We start from the raw sequence: 17,137 nt of genomic DNA on the forward strand, positions 1-17,137 counted from the left end.
ATATGTAAACAGGAAGATATCCATGTCACAACTCGTTCATTTCCAGGGCAACCCGGTTGCTGTTGCTGGTGCCATTCCGCAGGCGGGTAGCAAGGCACAGGCTTTTACTCTCGTAGCAAAAGACCTGTCCGACGTCGCGTTGAGCCAGTTTGCTGGCAAACGTAAAGTCCTGAACATTTTCCCAAGCATCGACACTGGCGTGTGTGCCGCATCAGTGCGTAAATTCAACCAACTGGCCACTGAAATGGACAACACCGTGGTGCTGTGCATTTCCGCCGATCTGCCGTTTGCCCAGTCTCGCTTCTGCGGCGCAGAAGGCCTGAGCAACGTCATCACCTTGTCTACGCTGCGTAACGCAGATTTCCTGCAGAACTATGGCGTGGGCATCGCCGAAGGCGCGCTGAAAGGCCTGGCCGCGCGTGCTGTTCTGGTCATTGATGAAAACGACAATGTCGTCTTCAGTCAGCTGGTGGATGAAATTACCACCGAGCCAGATTACACGGCTGCGCTGGAAAGCCTGAAAGCCTAAGCGCTACGGCAAAATAAGAAAGCCTCCGCAAGGAGGCTTTTTTGTTACTCGTCACCTTTTTTCTGGCTCAGTCCATACTCGCGCAGCTTATTGGCAATTGCGGTATGCGACACGCCCAGACGCTTCGCCAGCTTACGGGTGCTGGGGTAATCGCGATAAAGCTGGGTGAGTACCGAGCGTTCAAAACGGCTGGTGATATCATCCAGCGAACCTTCCATCGCCTCTTCACCCACTGACACCGTACCGGCGTCATAGTCCGGCAGCAGAATGTCCTGTGGGCGGAGCTCATAACCTTCCAGCTGACTGAGGGCCCGGTAGATCGCGTTTTTTAACTGCCGCACATTGCCCGGCCAGCCGTAGCGCGTCAGCACGTTACTCAGATCGGCCGAGAATTTAGGACGCGGAATGCCTTGCTCATCGGCAAAGCGAGCGACAAAGAGTTCCGTTAACGGCATGATGTCCTGCGGGCAATCACGCAGCGGTGGAATATTCAGGGTCAGCACGTTCAGACGATAGTAGAGATCTTCCCGGAACAGCCCTTTTTGTACCAGCTCCACCAGGTTTTTTTGGGTCGCGCAGATGACGCGCACATCCACGTGAACCTCGTGATCTTCCCCCACCCGGCGGAACGTACCGTCATTAAGGAAGCGTAGCAGTTTGGCCTGCATGCGCGGCGACATTTCGCCAATCTCATCCAGCAGGACCGAGCCGCCGTTGGCCTGCTCGAAGAACCCTTTTATCCCCTCCGGCGCGTGGCCGAATAGTTCGCTCTCGACCGCATCTTCCGGAATCGAAGCGCAGTTAAGCGCAAGATAGGGTTTTGCCGCGCGGGGGCTGGCCAGGTGGACAGCATGCGCCAGCAGATCTTTACCGGTGCCGGTATCGCCGGTGATCAGTAGCGGCGCGGTGAGGTTTGCCAGCTTACGGGCCTGGTCAACGACGTGACGCATCTTCGCGCTGACAGCGATGATCTGATTGAACGCACTCATATCCTGGCTGCTGAGGTCCTGCAGCTGACGTCCCATTCGCACCGTAGAGCGCAGCATAATCACCGCCCCGGTTAGCACGCTGACGTCATTTTCACCCTTCAGGTAAAACGGCGTAATCTCCATCAGGAAGTTTTGCCCGTGGATCACCACGTGTTCGCTGTGGGTGGACTGCGGGTTGCTCTCCAGCCAGCGCTGGAAATTAAAACCGGGGATCAGCTGGGGCGCCGTATGGTTACGCAATTTGTCTGCGTCAAGACCGAAAAGCTGACAGCCTGCCTGGTTGGCACGCTCGATTTTGCTTTTCATATCAAGGGATAAAAACGGCTCCGGCATCGCCTGCAACAGGGCGTTCAACGCCAGATGTTCGCGTTCGGAAGGCATCCACGGCACCGTGCGCACATCCGTAACGCCAGCGATACGGCGGATTTCAGCCATTAAACTGCTGAATGTATCGAATTCGATTTCGGCGAAATTGAGGTAAATCTTCCCGATGGGATCGATCTCAATGCCGCGCAGATCAATGCTACGCAAAACAAGGAGATCAAGTAACTCGCGAGTCAGGCCGAGACGGTCCTTACAAAAAACTTCCAGACGCATGGGAAAATCACTCTATAAGCCAGTAACCTACAAATGATAAGCCAGATATCGCTATTCAGGAAGATGGCTGTCAACAAATATTGACAGCCTGCGGAAATAACACGCAGTGCGCCTATGACTGCGGCTTTTTATTCAACGTCTCTTTCAACTGGCCGATCAATTCGCGGCGGAAATCACCGAGCCGCGGTTTATCCCCCTCGATCCACGGCAGCGGACGGCAGAGTTCCATGGCTTTGATCCCCAAACGTGCAGTCAGTAAACCAGCGCCGATACCCTGGGCGGCGCGGGTCGAGAGACGCGCGGCCAGATCCTGAGACATCCAGTCCATACCCACCTCACGTACCAGTTCAGTGGCGCCGGCAAACGCGATGTTGAGCAGTACCAGGCGAAACAGTCGCAGCCGACTGTAGTACCCCAGCTCAATGCCGTAGAGGGTGGCGATGCGGTTGATCAGCCGTAAATTACGCCAGGCAATAAAGGCCATATCCACCAGCGCCAGCGGACTGACGGCAATCATCAGCGTGGACTCAGCGGCCGAGCGGCTGATTTCACGTCGCGCCTGCGAGTCGAGTACCGGCTGTACCAGGTGTGCGTACAGTGAAACCACTTCCCGGTCATTCTGCGTTTCGTGAATCGCGGCGTACCAGCGCTGCAACGCCGGATGAGAGTGATCCAGCCCCGCCTGTTGCGCTAATTTTTCACAGAATGCACGCCCTTTGCCCGTGGCATGGCTGTGTAGCAAATCGCGGGCTTCGTCGCGCTCGTGCGCACGCTGACGCAGGCGCCAGAGTCGACGCCATTCGGTGGCCAGCGATCCGACCCCTGCGCCAATAATCAGGGCGCCCGCCGCGCAACCTCCCAGTGCCACCCAGTCTTGCGTCTGCCAGGCGTGCATCGTCCACTGAACGCCCTGGCCCACCACGCTTACACCAAACAGCGCCAGCCCGGCGGTGACCATTTTGCGCCACAGGCTGCGTTTGGGCCGCAGGGCCTGCTCCACAACCGCTTCCGCCTGGCCCTCTTCTTCAGCGAGCAGCGTTTCTGTTAACGCCGGTGCGAAGTTGTCCGCCTGGGGGCCGTTAAAGGTCTGCGCAGATCGAAACGCTTCGGTGCGGTCCGGCTCCAGCGGTCCGGAGAAATCAATACGGGGTTTGAGCGGTTCCGTCATCGCAATTTATCTCCAATTAAAAACTCCAGTGCAGCATCCAGGCGTATATGCGGTAGCGGTTGATCGACATTCATCGTCTGAGGACGGAATGCTTCAAACTGAAAACCCTGATTTTGCCAGAACGCCTGGCCTGGCAAGCGAGCGGGCACCTCCCCGGGATAGACCGTAAGCGGTTCGCCATCGTTCAGACGATGCCCGCGCAGCGCCGGGATTTTCTCACCGTTTACGTCAATCAGCCCACTCTGCGTAGCCTGAACCGACGCTAGCCCCAGGCAATCCATGCTGATCCCCTCGAAGGCGGCGTTCTGCCAGGCATCCTGCACCAGCTGTTGCAGGAGTGAGACCATATTGGCGTGCTGATCTACCGTCACGTGATCGGCTTTGGTGGCGGCAAACAGCAGCTTATCAATGACCGGGGAGAACAAGCGACGAAACAGCGTTCGCTGGCCGTAGTGGAAACTTTGCATGAGCTGGGTGAGCGCCAGGCGCATATCGTTGAAAGCTTGCGGGCCGCTGTTGAGGGGTTGCAGGCAATCAACCAACACGATCTGGCGGTCGAAGCGCAAAAAGTGGTTGGTGTAAAAGCCCTTGACCACTTTGTCGCAATAATAGTTAAACCGCTCGCGCAGCATGCCGACGTTGGTCTGTTTGTCGGCCTGCGCCAGTTTAGATTCGCCGTAGGTCTCCACATCCGGCCAGGGGAAGAACTGCAGCGCGGGGGCACCCGCCATATCCCCCGGCAGCACGAAGCGGCCCGGCTGGATAAAGTGTAGCCCCTCTTTTTTGCACTGATGCAGATAGTCGGTCCAGGCTTCGGCGATGGCGGCCAGGCGGTTTTCATCAGCCGGTGCCAGCGGATCCAGCCCTTCACAGAGGCTGCGCCATTTGGCTGACCACTCGGCCCTGTGACCCTGTAACAAACCGGTCATCTGCCGGGACCAGCTCAGGTAATCCTGCGTCAACATGGGCAGGTCCAGCAGCCATTCGCCGGGGTAATCTACGATTTCAAGATAGAGCGTAGACGTCTCTTTGAAGTGGCGCAGTAGTGAGTCATTGGAGCGAAAACGAAGCGCCAGGCGGATTTCGCTAACCCCACGGGTCGGCGTCGGCCAGATAGGAGGCGTACCGTACAACTGCGCCAGCCCTTCATCATAGGTAAAACGGGGGATACCGAAATCGCGCTGGGGCACGCGTTTTACGCCTAACAGACGCTCTTCGCGCACGGCGCTCAGAAGCGGCAGACGCGCCCCCGCATGAAGATTGAGCAGTTGGTTGACCATCGCCGTGATAAAGGCGGTTTTGCCGCTGCGGCTCAGTCCAGTGACCGCCAGGCGCAAATGCCGGTCAACCCCGCGGTTGACCAACGAGTTGAGTTCATTTTTAAATCGCTTCATCGCCATCCTGTATCGTCTGAAGGAATTATTGTTCTTAAATATATGACATGGGGTTAACAAGAAGGGAATAAAAGCCCCGAAGGGCAATGGCACATCATCGATGTGCCGTTATTTCAGTTTGCCGGAAAGGCGAGTCGCCAGTTTTTTCAGTAAGGGTTCGAGGGCCACCGCCAGCAACAGTCGGACGGGTTTACGTGCGACCGACTTGATCGCCCAGCCCGCAACCCCTGCCGGGCCGTAGCGCAATGCGGTGAGTAGTACCAGCTTCCCTGCGATTTTGAGGCCTGGTTTAACACTCTGCCCGGCCTTGTGCCAGCGTTGATTCATCTCTGTTCTCTCAGTTATAGCTGACGAAAACGGCTTCGCAGCGTAAAGGTATCGGAGGTGACATACCGTTCCATTTCGCGCAGGCGCTGTTCGCCTGACGCCAGTTCGGCATCCACCGCATCCAGTAATTCAGAACTGGTGGGGACGTTTTCCCCCTCCATCGCTCCCTCCGGCATCGGATCCAGCACGAAGGACAAAATGATATAGGCCACTAACGTAATAAAGGCCAGGCCAAAGAAGATGGAGAGCACAGTCACTACGCGCACCAGCTTAACCGGGACATCCAGGTAATGCGCAAGACCCGCACACACCCCACGAACCATCCCCTGCTGAGGAATACGCCACAATTTTTTATTCAGATTCAATCCGGCCATTAACGATCCCTCCACTGTGGATGTTCCGCATCCAGGATGGCTTCCAGCGCCTGGATACGCTCACGCATTTTTTTCGCATCGAGGGTTAGCTGACTCAGTCGCTGCTGCTCGCTTTGGGATAATTCGCTACGTGAAGAGCGGTTGCTGTAGTGAAGCCACAGCCAAATCGGCAAAACAAACAGCACGAAAATGGTCAGTGGAATGGCAAGAAAAAGCGCGCTCATGTCTACTCCTTGTCTTACGATGAGTGGCGGTGCCGCCTGTGGGCACCGCTAACGTTATTATTGATTATCGACTTTCATTTTGGCTTTCAGCGCAGCCAGCTGCTCACTGATTTCATCATCCGCTTTCAGTTCTGCAAACTCTTGATCCAGGGACTTCTGTTTGCCAAAGCTGTGGCTTTCGGCCTCGGCTTCCATTTGATCAATGCGACGTTCGAATGATTCAAAGCGCGCCATCGCTTCATCCAGTTTTCCGCTGTCGAGTTGACGACGCACATCGCGGGAAGAGTTTGCCGCCTGGTGACGCAGGGCCAGCGCCTGTTGACGAGCACGGGTTTCGCTCAGCTTGTTCTCCAGCTCAGCGATCTCTTTTTTCATGCGCACCAGGGTTTCATCAACCAGGGTCACTTCATGCTCAAGAGTCGCGACGATATCGGTCAGCTTCTGTTTTTCGATCAGTGCGGAGCGGGCCAGATCGTCTTTCTCTTTACGCAACGCCAGCTCGGCCTTCTCTTGCCACTCGCTCTGCTGTGCGGTCGCTTGCTCAATGCGGCGAGTTAACTGTTTCTTTTCTGCCAGCGCACGCGCAGAGGTGGAGCGCACTTCTACCAGCGTGTCTTCCATCTCCTGAATCATCAGACGCACCAGCTTTTGCGGATCTTCCGCTTTTTCGAGCAGTGAGTTGATGTTGGCGTTCACGATGTCGGCAAAACGAGAAAAAATACCCATAATTCAATCCTCACAATGTAGTTATCGGGCGATGCCCTGCTGAATCACTAATACAAATAGCGTGCCAGTTTTATATCTTATTGATTTTCAACATTGTGATTGCTTTTTGGTCAATTCCATCCTACTCTCGCTTAGTGAATCACACCACTAAATGGTTAATTTCATCATGGCTGAATTTAAAGACACGCTGTTGGGCGAAGCCAACAGTTTTCTCGAGGTACTTGAGCAGGTCTCGCGGCTGGCCCCTCTCAATAAACCGGTACTGATTATTGGCGAACGCGGGACCGGTAAAGAGTTGATTGCCAACCGCCTGCACTACCTTTCCGGGCGCTGGGATGGCCCCTTTATCTCGCTGAACTGCGCCGCGTTGAATGAGAACTTACTTGATACAGAACTGTTTGGGCATGAGGCTGGCGCCTTTACCGGCGCGCAAAAACGTCACCCCGGCCGCTTTGAACGTGCCGATGGTGGCACCCTGTTTCTTGACGAGCTGGCCACTGCGCCGATGCTGGTGCAGGAGAAACTGTTGCGCGTGATTGAATATGGCGAGCTGGAGCGTGTGGGTGGCAGCCAGCCCTTGCAGGTAAACGTGCGACTGGTTTGCGCCACAAACGCCGACCTGCCGGAGATGGTGGCACAAGAAAAATTCCGCGCCGACCTGCTGGACAGGCTGGCGTTTGATGTCGTGCTACTCCCGCCGCTGCGCGAACGACGCAGCGATATCATGCTGATGGCCGATCAGTTTGCCATCCAGATGTGTCGCGAGCTTGGCCTGCCCCTCTTTCCCGGCTTCAGCGAGCGCGCCCGCGAAACCCTGATGGGATACCGCTGGCCAGGCAACATTCGTGAGCTGAAAAACGTGGTGGAACGTTCGGTTTACCGCCACGGCACCAGCGAGACCGAACTGGACGATATCATTCTCGATCCCTTCTTACGTACGCAGCGGCACGAGAAGGAGCCCGTTCAGCCCAGCGATCACGCTCTGCCGCTTGATTTACGCCAGTTTCAGCTTGATCAGGAAAAGCAACTGCTTGAGCAGAGCCTGAACGAGGCAAAATATAACCAGAAACGCGCCGCTGAACTGCTGGGCCTGACCTACCATCAATTAAGGGCATTGCTCAAAAAGCATCAAATGCGCTGACATTATCAGCACTTACCCGCAGACATTTTTACCTGGCAGGCGTAAGTGCGATACACTTTGCAGATTGAATCTAAAAACCCTAAATATTATGCGTCTGGTTTTCTCGTCCCTGATTGCACTCGGCCTGTTCAGCAGCCAGGCATTCGCCGTCCCCTCCCCTGCGGATCGCACTGATATTCGCGAAAGCGGCTTTGTCTACTGCGTAAGTGGCCAGGTCAATACCTTCAATCCGCAGAAAGCGAGTAGCGGGCTGATCGTTGATACGCTCGCCGCTCAGCTCTACGATCGCCTGCTGGACGTCGATCCCTATACCTACCGGTTAGTGCCTGAACTGGCTGAAAGCTGGCAGGTGCTGGATAACGGCGCGACTTACCGTTTCCGTCTGCGCGACGACGTTGATTTCCAGACTACGCCGTGGTTTAAACCGACCCGCAAACTCAACGCGGACGACGTGGTCTTTACATTCCAGCGGATCTTTAATCGCCAGCATCCCTGGCACTATATTAACGGTGAGGCTTTCCCGTACTTCGATAGCCTGCAGTTCGCTGACACCGTTAAGGATGTGCGAAAAATCGATGCCCATACGGTAGAATTTTCACTCTCCCGACCGGATGCCTCTTTCCTCTGGCATCTGGCGACGCACTACGCCTCGGTGATGTCTTCTGAATATGCCACCGTTCTGGCACAGCGCGATCAGCAGGAGTTGCTGGACCGCCAGCCCGTGGGAACCGGCCCCTTCCAGTTGGAGGAGTATCGCGCTGGCCAGTATATCCGCCTGCAGCGACATGCCCACTTCTGGCGTGGGACACCACTGATGCCTCAGGTGGTAGTCGATTTGGGCTCCGGCGGTACGGGCCGACTTTCAAAATTGCTGACCGGTGAGTGTGATGTTCTGGCCTGGCCGGCCGCCAGCCAGTTAACGATTCTGCGTGATGATCCGCGCCTGCGCCTGACTCTGCGCCCCGGCATGAACATTGCCTACCTGGCCTTCAATACCAACAAACCGCCGTTGAATAATCCGGCGGTGCGTCATGCCCTGGCGCTGGCTATCAATAATCAGCGTTTAATGCAGTCTATCTATTATGGTACCGCTGAAACGGCGGCATCGATCTTACCGCGCGCCTCGTGGGCTTATGATAATGAGGCTAAAATTACGGAGTACAATCCGGCTAAATCGCGCGAGCAGTTAAAAGCGCTGGGTGCCGAGAATCTCACCCTGCAGCTGTGGGTCCCCACCAGCTCGCAGGCCTGGAACCCCAGCCCGCTGAAAACCGCCGAGTTGTTGCAGGCTGACCTGGCGCAGGTGGGGGTGAAAGTGGTGATTGTGCCGGTCGAAGGGCGTTTCCAGGAGGCGCGCCTGATGGATATGAATCATGACCTCACGCTCACGGGCTGGGCGACGGACAGTAATGATCCGGACAGCTTTTTCCGCCCGCTCATGAGCTGCGCGGCGATCGATTCGCAAACCAACTACGCGCACTGGTGTAATCGGGAATTCGACGCTGTGCTGCAGAAAGCGTTGGCCACCCAGCAACTTGCGGCGCGCATTGATGCCTACGATGAAGCCCAGAGTATTCTGGCGAAAGAACTGCCGGTATTACCGCTGGCCTCTTCCCTGCGTCTGCAGGCTTACCGCTACGATATGAAAGGCCTGGTACTCAGTCCGTTTGGCAATGCGTCCTTTGCGGGCGTCTCTCGTGAGAAACCGGAAGAGGTGAAAAAACCGTGATTATTTTTACCTTACGCCGGCTGGTATTGCTGCTTATTACCCTCTTCTTCCTGACCTTTATTGGCTTCAGCCTGAGCTATTTCACCCCTCATGCTCCGCTGCAGGGGGCATCTTTATGGAATGCCTGGGTATTCTGGTTTGACGGCTTATTGCACTGGGACTTTGGTGTCTCCAGCATTAATGGTCAGCCCATTTCCGAGCAGTTAAAAGAGGTCTTCCCGGCGACCATGGAGCTCTGTATCCTCGCTTTCGGTTTTGCGCTGATGGTTGGTATTCCCGTGGGGATGCTGGCCGGGATCACCCGCAATAAGTGGCAGGATAAGCTGATAAGCGCTTTCGCACTGCTGGGCTTTTCGGTGCCGGTCTTCTGGCTGGCTCTGTTGCTGACGCTGTTCTTCTCGCTGACCCTCGGCTGGCTGCCGGTATCAGGGCGCTTCGACCTGCTCTATAACGTGAAAACCGTCACCGGTTTTGCCATCATCGACGCCTGGTTATCTGACTCCCCGTGGCGCCACGAGATGATCGTCAGCGCCGTGAGTCATATGGTTTTACCAGTGCTGACCCTTGCCGTGGCCCCCACCACGGAGGTGATTCGCCTGATGCGCATCAGTACCATTGATGTGTTTGATCAGAACTACGTCAAAGCCGCCGCGACGCGCGGACTATCGCGCCTGACGATTCTGCGCCGCCATGTGCTGCATAATGCCCTGCCGCCGGTAATACCGCGTCTGGGCTTACAGTTTTCGACCATGTTAACGCTGGCAATGATCACCGAGATGGTCTTTAGCTGGCCGGGTCTGGGTCGCTGGCTGATTAACGCTATCCGCCAGCAAGATTACGCCGCCATTTCTGCGGGCGTGATGGTAATAGGTGCACTGGTGATCATTGTGAACGTGATCTCCGATATTCTGGGCGCTATGGCTAACCCACTGAAACATAAGGAATGGTATGCCTTACGATAGCGTTTACAGCGAAAAACGCACCCCCGGTGCGCTACGCACCGCGTGGCGTAAATTCTACGGAGACACGCCGGCAATGGTCGGCCTTTACGGCTGTGGTGGCCTGCTGCTGCTCTGTCTGTTAGGCGGCTGGTTTGCACCTTATGGTATTGATCAGCAGTTCCTCGGTTATCAGTTGTTGCCGCCGTCCTGGTCGCGCTATGGCGAGGTCTCGTTCTTCCTGGGGACCGACGATCTGGGGCGCGATCTCCTGAGCCGTTTGTTAAGCGGCGCGGCCCCTACAGTGGGTGGTGCGCTTATTGTCACGCTTGCCGCCACCCTGTGCGGTCTGGCGCTGGGCATTCTGGCCGGGGCGACGCATGGCCTGCGCTCGGCGGTGATGAACCATATTCTCGACACCCTGCTGTCGATTCCGTCACTGCTGCTGGCCATTATCGTGGTGGCCTTTTTCGGGCCTCATTTGAGCCACGCCATGTTTGCCGTCTGGCTGGCGCTGCTGCCGCGCATGGTGCGCTCGGTCTACAGCCTGGTACATGACGAACTGGAGAAAGAGTATGTTGTGGCGGCGCGCCTTGATGGCGCCACCACCCTTAACATTTTATGGTTCGCCGTGCTGCCCAACATCGCCTCGGGGATGGTGACAGAGATCACCCGCGCCCTGTCGATGGCGATTCTGGATATCGCGGCCCTCGGCTTTCTCGATCTTGGCGCGCAGCTCCCTTCACCTGAGTGGGGCGCGATGCTCGGCGACGCGCTGGAGCTTATTTACGTGGCGCCCTGGACGGTTATGCTGCCCGGCGCGGCGATTATGGTTAGCGTACTGCTGGTCAACCTGCTGGGTGACGGCATTCGCCGTGCGATTGATGCGGGGGTGGAATAATGCCATTACTGGATATTCGCAATTTAACGATCGAATTCAAGACCAGCGAAGGCTGGGTCAAAGCCGTCGATCGGGTCAGCATTACCCTGAGCGAAGGCGAGATTCGCGGACTGGTAGGAGAATCCGGTTCGGGTAAAAGCCTTATTGCCAAAGCCATCTGCGGCGTGGCAAAAGACAACTGGCGGGTCACGGCCGACCGTATGCGCTTCGATGATATAGACCTGCTGCGCCTTTCCGCACGCGAGCGGCGTAAGCTGGTGGGCCATAACGTATCGATGATCTTCCAGGAGCCGCAATCCTGTCTCGATCCGTCTGAACGAGTGGGTAAACAGCTGATGCAGAACATCCCCGGCTGGACCTATAAAGGTCGCTGGTGGCAGCGTTTTGGCTGGCGCAAGCGCCGTGCCATTGAGTTACTGCACCGGGTCGGGATAAAAGATCATAAAGATGCCATGCGCAGTTTCCCTTACGAGCTGACAGACGGCGAATGTCAGAAGGTGATGATTGCCATCGCGCTGGCGAACCAGCCACGTCTGCTGATTGCCGATGAACCCACCAACGCGATGGAGCCCACCACGCAGGCGCAGATTTTCCGCCTGCTATCGCGGCTGAATCAAAATAACAACACCACCATTTTGCTGATCAGCCATGATCTGCAAATGCTGAGTAAATGGGCAGATAAAATTGACGTGATGTACTGCGGCCAGACGGTAGAAACCGCATTCAGTGAAGATCTGGTGACCACACCGCATCACCCTTATACGCAGGCGCTGATCCGCGCGATTCCCGATTTTGGTAGTGCGATGCCGCATAAAAGCCGGCTTAATACCCTGCCCGGCGCCATCCCTCTGCTGGAACATTTACCCATAGGCTGTCGCCTTGGGCCGCGCTGCCCCTATGCGCAGCGTAAATGTATTGAGACGCCGCGCCTGACCGGGGCTAAAAACCACCTGTTCGCCTGCCATTTCCCGCTGAACATGGAGAGAGAGTGACATGGTCGACACACTGCTGGAAGTGCGCAATCTCAGTAAAACCTTTCGCTATCGCACCGGTTTGTTCCACCGCCAGAACGTCGAGGCGGTCAAGCCGCTGAGTTTCGCGCTGCGTGAAAAGCAGACGCTGGCGATTATTGGCGAGAACGGTTCGGGTAAATCGACGCTGGCAAAAATGTTGGCCGGAATGATTGAACCCACCGACGGTGAGATCCTGATTGACGATCATCTGCTGAAGTTTGGCGACTACTCTTTCCGTAGCCAGCGCATCCGCATGATTTTTCAGGATCCGTCGACCTCACTCAACCCGCGCCAGCGCATTTCGCAAATACTGGATTTTCCGCTACGTCTGAATACCGATCTCAGTGCCGAAGCGCGGCGCAAGCAAATTATCGACACCCTGCGTATGGTGGGTCTGTTGCCGGATCATGTGAGCTATTATCCACACATGCTGGCACCGGGGCAGAAACAACGTCTGGGCCTCGCCCGCGCCCTGATCCTCCGCCCGAAGGTGATCGTTGCCGATGAAGCGTTGGCCTCGCTGGATATGTCGATGCGTTCCCAACTGATTAATCTGATGCTGGAGTTACAGGAGAAACAGGGGATCGCCTATATTTATGTGACCCAACATCTGGGCATGATGAAACATATCAGCGATCAGGTGCTGGTGATGCACGAGGGCACCGTGGTTGAGCGTGGTAGCACGGCGTCGGTGCTTGCTTCTCCGCTGCATGACCTGACAAAACGGTTGATAGCCGGGCATTTTGGCGAAGCTTTAACCGCCGATGCGTGGCGAAAAGACAGGTGATTCCTCCCTGTTTGAGTGGTCGGATTAACTAACTTCGCGACACATGCTATTATCGCCGCGTTTTAACGACGGTCGCCCACAAATGATGACGATCGCCACAACAATGAATATAAGGATTAAGAGCTATGGGTTTTCTTTCCGGTAAGCGCATTCTGGTCACTGGCGTTGCCAGCAAACTGTCCATCGCATACGGTATCGCACAGGCTATGCACCGTGAAGGCGCTGAGCTGGCGTTCACCTACCAGAACGAGAAGCTGAAAGGCCGTGTGGAAGAGTTTGCCGCGCAGCTGGGGTCCAGCATCGTTCTGGAATGTGACGTTGCTCAAGATGAAAGCATCGATGGCATGTTCGCTGAGCTGGCAAAAGCATGGCCGAAATTTGACGGCTTCGTGCACTCTATCGGTTTCGCACCGGGCGATCAGCTGGACGGCGACTACGTCAATGCCGTAACCCGTGAAGGCTTCAAAATCGCGCACGACATCAGCTCCTACAGCTTCGTGGCGATGGCGAAATCCTGCCGCACTATGCTGAACCCAGGCGCTGCCCTGCTGACCCTCTCTTATCTGGGCGCAGAGCGTGCAATCCCTAACTACAACGTTATGGGTCTGGCTAAAGCCTCTCTGGAAGCGAACGTACGCTACATGGCGAACGCAATGGGTCCTGAAGGCGTGCGTGTTAACGGCATCTCTGCGGGTCCAATCCGTACGCTGGCTGCCTCCGGCATCAAAGATTTCCGTAAAATGCTGGCGCACTGCGAAGCGGTTACCCCGATTCGTCGTACCGTTACCATTGAAGACGTGGGTAACTCTGCGGCCTTCCTCTGCTCTGACCTCTCTGCAGGTATCTCCGGCGAAGTGGTTCACGTTGATGGCGGTTTCAACATCGCGGCAATGAACGAGCTGGAAATCAAATAAGCTTGTCCTGTTACCCGGCGGCGCACGCCGCCGGGTGCTTCCTTCCCTTCTCCCTCGCTTCACCCCGACCTTATATACCGTTCTGCTATTTGTTATCACTTAACAATATTTTTCCCTCCGTATGGGTTACGCCAGGATATTGATCGCCATTTTGAGATCAAGGAACGCCCATGGAACAACGCCGTCTTTCTGGTAAAGGCCACTGGTATCACGAAACCCAGTCTAATCACTGTCCGGCTGATGTTCTGCCCCTGGTGCCTGAAGCCGCTTACGTCGACGACCGTTTTTTGCTCGATTTAGCCCTCTCTGAAGAGACCCTGTCCGCGCATGAAGGCTGGCTGGCGCCTGCGCGGGAGCTCTGTAGCTTGCTATTCCCTCTGCGGGTACCGGTATCGCGATTACGAACCCTGAGCGCATATGACCGCCTGAGCACCGCCCTGACGGTCGCTCAGGTCTGTGGCGTGCAACGTTTGTGCAATCACTACGCAGCCCTTCTCGCCCCGCTCCCCGGCCCGGACTCCTCGCGTGAAAGTAACCGCCGCCTTGCCGAGATTACCCAGTACGCCCGCCAGCTTGCCAGCTCGCCCGATGTCATCGACACCAAAGCCCAGCAGCAACTGGATGAAGTGGGTTTAACCACCTATGACGTGATAGTGATTAACCAGATTATCGGCTTTGTCGGCTTTCAGGCGCGCGTCGTCGCTGCGTTTCAGGCGATGCTGGGCCACCCGGTACGCTGGTTGCCAGGCCACCCTGGTTCGTCGCAACCGCTGATTGATGAGGCGCAGCTGAGCGACTGGCAGGCGATTCTGCCGGTGGTGGCGCTTCCCGACGCCAGCGCACAACAGCTGGAGTCCCTGGCCCGCTGGCAAAACCAGCCCGCGTTACAACACCTGGCACCGGTGCTATGCCATGAGCCGGCGCTGCTGGAACGCACCGGTCAGATCCTGACAAGCGGAGTAGAGACCGTATCGACCTGCCCCGCCGCAGTCACCGCAGTCGAACTGCTGAGCTGCTCGCCAGACCGCTTTAGCGCTGCGCAATTCGCCCCGCTTATCCGGGAGGACGTTACCGCAACCCGGGCGATCAACCTGCTCGCCTGGAGCGCATTTTGTGGCTGGCTAAACCGCCTGAAGATCGCGCTACGTAAGGTCGAATAACCCTTCTTTTTACCGAAAGAGCGCTTGCTGAAGACCTAAGAATCGCGTAAAACTGTCAGCCGCTCATTGGCTACGAAAATAGACACTATGCTTCAGGACAACCCGCTGCTTGCGCAGCTTAAACAGCAGCTTCATTCTCAGACGCCCCGCACTGAAGGGGTTGTAAAAGCCACGGAAAAAGGCTTTGGCTTCCTCGAAGTCGATGCGCAGAAAAGCTACTTCATCCCGCCTCCGCAGATGAAGAAAGTGATGCACGGCGACCGTATCGTCGCTGTGATTCATACCGAAAAGGAACGCGAATCCGCCGAGCCGGAAGAGTTGATCGAGCCGTTCCTGACCCGTTTCGTTGGTAAGGTTCAGAGAAAAGACGACCGTCTTTCTATTACGCCGGACCATCCCCTGTTAAAAGATGCCATTCAGTGCCGTGCCGCACGGGGCGTTGAACACGATTTCAAAGAAGGCGACTGGGCCGTTGCTGAAATGCGCCGCCATCCGCTGAAGGGCGATCGCTCCTTCTATGCTGAACTGACCCACTTTATCACCTTCGGCGACGACCACTTCGTGCCATGGTGGGTAACCCTGGCGCGCCATAATCTTGAAAAAGAGGCGCCAAACGGCGTGGCGACGGAGATGCTGGATGAAGGTCTGGAGCGTCAGGATCTGACTGCCCTGAACTTTGTCACCATTGATAGCGCCAGCACCGAAGATATGGACGATGCGCTGTACGTCGAAGAGCGTGCCGATGGCAAACTGGCGCTGACGGTGGCCATCGCCGACCCTACCGCCTGGGTTGCCGAGGGGAGCAAGCTGGATGACGCGGCCAAGATCCGTGCGTTCACCAACTATCTGCCGGGCTTTAATATCCCAATGTTGCCGCGTGAACTCTCTGATGACCTGTGCTCTCTGCGCGCCATGGAAGTTCGCCCGGTGCTGGCCTGCCGTATGACCATCGCGACGGATGGCACCATCGAAGATGACATCACCTTCTTCGCGGCAACCATCGAATCGAAAGCGAAGCTGGTGTATGACAACGTCTCAGACTGGCTGGAAAATAGCGGTAGCTGGCAGCCTGAAAACGACGCTATTGCCGACCAGATTCGTCTGCTGCACCGCGTATGCCAACGCCGTAGCGAATGGCGTCAGACTCATGCGCTGGTCTTTAAAGATCGACCAGACTATCGCTTTATTCTGGGCGATAAAGGCGAAGTGCTGGATATCGTGGCAGAACCGCGCCGCATTGCTAACCGTATCGTTGAAGAGTCAATGATTGCGGCCAACATCTGTGCAGCCCGCGTATTGCGCGACAAACTTGGTTTTGGCATCTACAACGTTCATACCGGTTTCGACCCGGCCAACACCGAAGCGCTGGCGGCTCTGCTCAAAACCCACGATGTGCATGTTGATCCGCAAGAGGTGCTGACCCTCGAAGGTTTCTGCAAATTGCGTCGCGAGCTGGATGCCCAACCGACCGGCTTCCTCGACAGCCGTATTCGTCGCTTCCAGTCATTTGCGGAAATCAGCACCGAGCCCGGTCCCCACTTTGGCCTTGGTCTGGAAGCCTACGCGACCTGGACCTCACCTATTCGTAAGTATGGCGACATGGTGAACCATCGTCTGCTGAAGGCTATCATCAAAGGCGAAACCATTGCCCGTCCCGGCGATGAGACCACCCTGCAGATGGCCGAGCGCCGCCGCCTGAACCGCATGGCCGAGCGCGATGTCGGTGACTGGCTGTATGCCCGCTTCCTCAACGATAAAGCCGGAACGGAGACGCGTTTCCCGGCCGAAATTATCGATGTCAGCCGTGGCGGCATGCGCGTACGTCTGGTGGACAATGGTGCGGTGGCGTTTATCCCTGCGCCATTCCTGCACGCCGTCCGCGACGAGCTGGTCTGTAGCCAGGAAAATGGCACAGTGCAGATTAAAGGCGAAACGGTGTATAAGGTCACCGAAGTGATCGACGTCACCATTGCGGAAGTCCGTATGGAAACCCGCAGCATCATCGCCCGTCCTGCGGTCTAATATCCCGCTAAAATGTCGGCTGTACCTTTTTCAGGGCAGCCGACATTTTTTATTCTGCGTTAAACCTCGCATTCATCACTTTTCCTCGCTCTTTTCCTCCACAATCCGCCAAAAGCGATCACAATTATCTAAAGCTTCGGTGCGGTAGCATCACGATATTGTAGAATTTTCATTCACTTTTACCCCTTTTCATTATTCTCGTTC

Annotated in this window: 17 protein-coding genes; 10 read left to right on the forward strand and 7 right to left on the reverse strand. The window is 56.1% G+C overall.

Annotation, left to right across the window (positions count from 1 at the left end):
- Positions 1-22: 22 nt before the first annotated feature.
- On the forward strand, positions 23-529 hold the full coding sequence (tpx, locus tag B2Q93_RS13480; RefSeq protein ID WP_040075395.1) for a thiol peroxidase: 507 nt from the start codon (positions 23-25) through the stop codon (positions 527-529).
- A 44-nt stretch (positions 530-573) separates the two neighbouring features.
- Here tpx and tyrR read toward each other — a convergent pair whose 3' ends face one another.
- The 7 genes from tyrR to pspA form a co-directional block, all read right to left on the reverse strand.
- Positions 574-2,115, reverse strand: a complete 1,542-nt coding sequence (gene tyrR, locus B2Q93_RS13485) for a transcriptional regulator TyrR (RefSeq protein WP_212475773.1) — start codon at positions 2,113-2,115, stop codon at positions 574-576.
- A 112-nt stretch (positions 2,116-2,227) separates the two neighbouring features.
- Complete coding sequence (locus B2Q93_RS13490; protein ID WP_212475771.1) at positions 2,228-3,283, reverse strand: YcjF family protein; 1,056 nt, start codon at positions 3,281-3,283, stop codon at positions 2,228-2,230.
- Positions 3,280-4,677 (reverse strand): YcjX family protein, encoded by a 1,398-nt coding sequence (locus B2Q93_RS13495; RefSeq protein WP_286933475.1) that lies wholly within the window; start codon positions 4,675-4,677, stop codon positions 3,280-3,282. Before B2Q93_RS13495 ends, B2Q93_RS13490 begins: the two co-directional genes overlap by 4 nt.
- Before the next feature lie 108 nt (positions 4,678-4,785).
- Positions 4,786-5,004 (reverse strand): phage shock protein PspD, encoded by a 219-nt coding sequence (gene pspD / locus B2Q93_RS13500; RefSeq protein WP_040075390.1) that lies wholly within the window; start codon positions 5,002-5,004, stop codon positions 4,786-4,788.
- A gap of 14 nt (positions 5,005-5,018) precedes the next feature.
- The gene (pspC, locus tag B2Q93_RS13505; RefSeq protein ID WP_040075388.1) at positions 5,019-5,378 is read right to left on the reverse strand and encodes an envelope stress response membrane protein PspC; all 360 of its coding nucleotides are present in this window, start codon (positions 5,376-5,378) and stop codon (positions 5,019-5,021) included.
- On the reverse strand, positions 5,378-5,602 hold the full coding sequence (pspB, locus tag B2Q93_RS13510; RefSeq protein WP_040075387.1) for an envelope stress response membrane protein PspB: 225 nt from the start codon (positions 5,600-5,602) through the stop codon (positions 5,378-5,380). Before pspB ends, pspC begins: the two co-directional genes overlap by 1 nt.
- A 57-nt stretch (positions 5,603-5,659) precedes the next feature.
- Entirely contained in the window at positions 5,660-6,328 is a 669-nt protein-coding gene (gene pspA / locus B2Q93_RS13515) for a phage shock protein PspA (RefSeq protein ID WP_040075386.1), read from the reverse strand.
- 151 nt (positions 6,329-6,479) lie between these two features.
- Here pspA and pspF point away from each other — a divergent pair, with 151 nt between their 5' ends.
- From pspF to B2Q93_RS13560, 9 genes are all read left to right on the forward strand, one after another.
- Positions 6,480-7,469: a phage shock protein operon transcriptional activator gene (pspF, locus tag B2Q93_RS13520; RefSeq protein WP_172657812.1), complete on the forward strand. Its 990-nt coding sequence runs from the start codon at positions 6,480-6,482 to the stop codon at positions 7,467-7,469.
- A gap of 88 nt (positions 7,470-7,557) precedes the next feature.
- On the forward strand, positions 7,558-9,198 hold the full coding sequence (sapA, locus tag B2Q93_RS13525) for an ABC transporter substrate-binding protein SapA (protein ID WP_286933477.1): 1,641 nt from the start codon (positions 7,558-7,560) through the stop codon (positions 9,196-9,198).
- A complete protein-coding gene (gene sapB, locus B2Q93_RS13530) occupies positions 9,195-10,160 on the forward strand; it encodes a putrescine export ABC transporter permease SapB (protein ID WP_046885228.1) in 966 nt (321 codons plus the stop codon). The genes sapA and sapB overlap by 4 nt, the downstream gene beginning before the upstream one ends.
- A complete protein-coding gene (gene sapC / locus B2Q93_RS13535; RefSeq protein WP_046885227.1) occupies positions 10,147-11,037 on the forward strand; it encodes a putrescine export ABC transporter permease SapC in 891 nt (296 codons plus the stop codon). Before sapB ends, sapC begins: the two co-directional genes overlap by 14 nt.
- Positions 11,037-12,029: a peptide ABC transporter ATP-binding protein SapD gene (gene sapD, locus B2Q93_RS13540; protein WP_046885226.1), complete on the forward strand. Its 993-nt coding sequence runs from the start codon at positions 11,037-11,039 to the stop codon at positions 12,027-12,029. The genes sapC and sapD overlap by 1 nt, the downstream gene beginning before the upstream one ends.
- A 1-nt stretch (position 12,030) precedes the next feature.
- The gene (sapF, locus tag B2Q93_RS13545; RefSeq protein WP_040075381.1) at positions 12,031-12,837 is read left to right on the forward strand and encodes a putrescine export ABC transporter ATP-binding protein SapF; all 807 of its coding nucleotides are present in this window, start codon (positions 12,031-12,033) and stop codon (positions 12,835-12,837) included.
- Between the two features lie 125 nt (positions 12,838-12,962).
- Positions 12,963-13,751, forward strand: a complete 789-nt coding sequence (fabI, locus tag B2Q93_RS13550) for an enoyl-ACP reductase FabI (protein WP_040075380.1) — start codon at positions 12,963-12,965, stop codon at positions 13,749-13,751.
- A 170-nt stretch (positions 13,752-13,921) separates the two neighbouring features.
- On the forward strand, positions 13,922-14,911 hold the full coding sequence (locus B2Q93_RS13555; RefSeq protein ID WP_286933479.1) for a CMD domain-containing protein: 990 nt from the start codon (positions 13,922-13,924) through the stop codon (positions 14,909-14,911).
- Between the two features lie 87 nt (positions 14,912-14,998).
- A complete protein-coding gene (locus B2Q93_RS13560) occupies positions 14,999-16,933 on the forward strand; it encodes an exoribonuclease II (protein WP_046885224.1) in 1,935 nt (644 codons plus the stop codon).
- Positions 16,934-17,137: the final 204 nt, after the last annotated feature.

Source organism: Leclercia sp. UBA5958, from assembly GCF_002430365.1.
In the GTDB taxonomy this organism is placed as follows: domain Bacteria; phylum Pseudomonadota; class Gammaproteobacteria; order Enterobacterales; family Enterobacteriaceae; genus Enterobacter; species Enterobacter pneumoniae.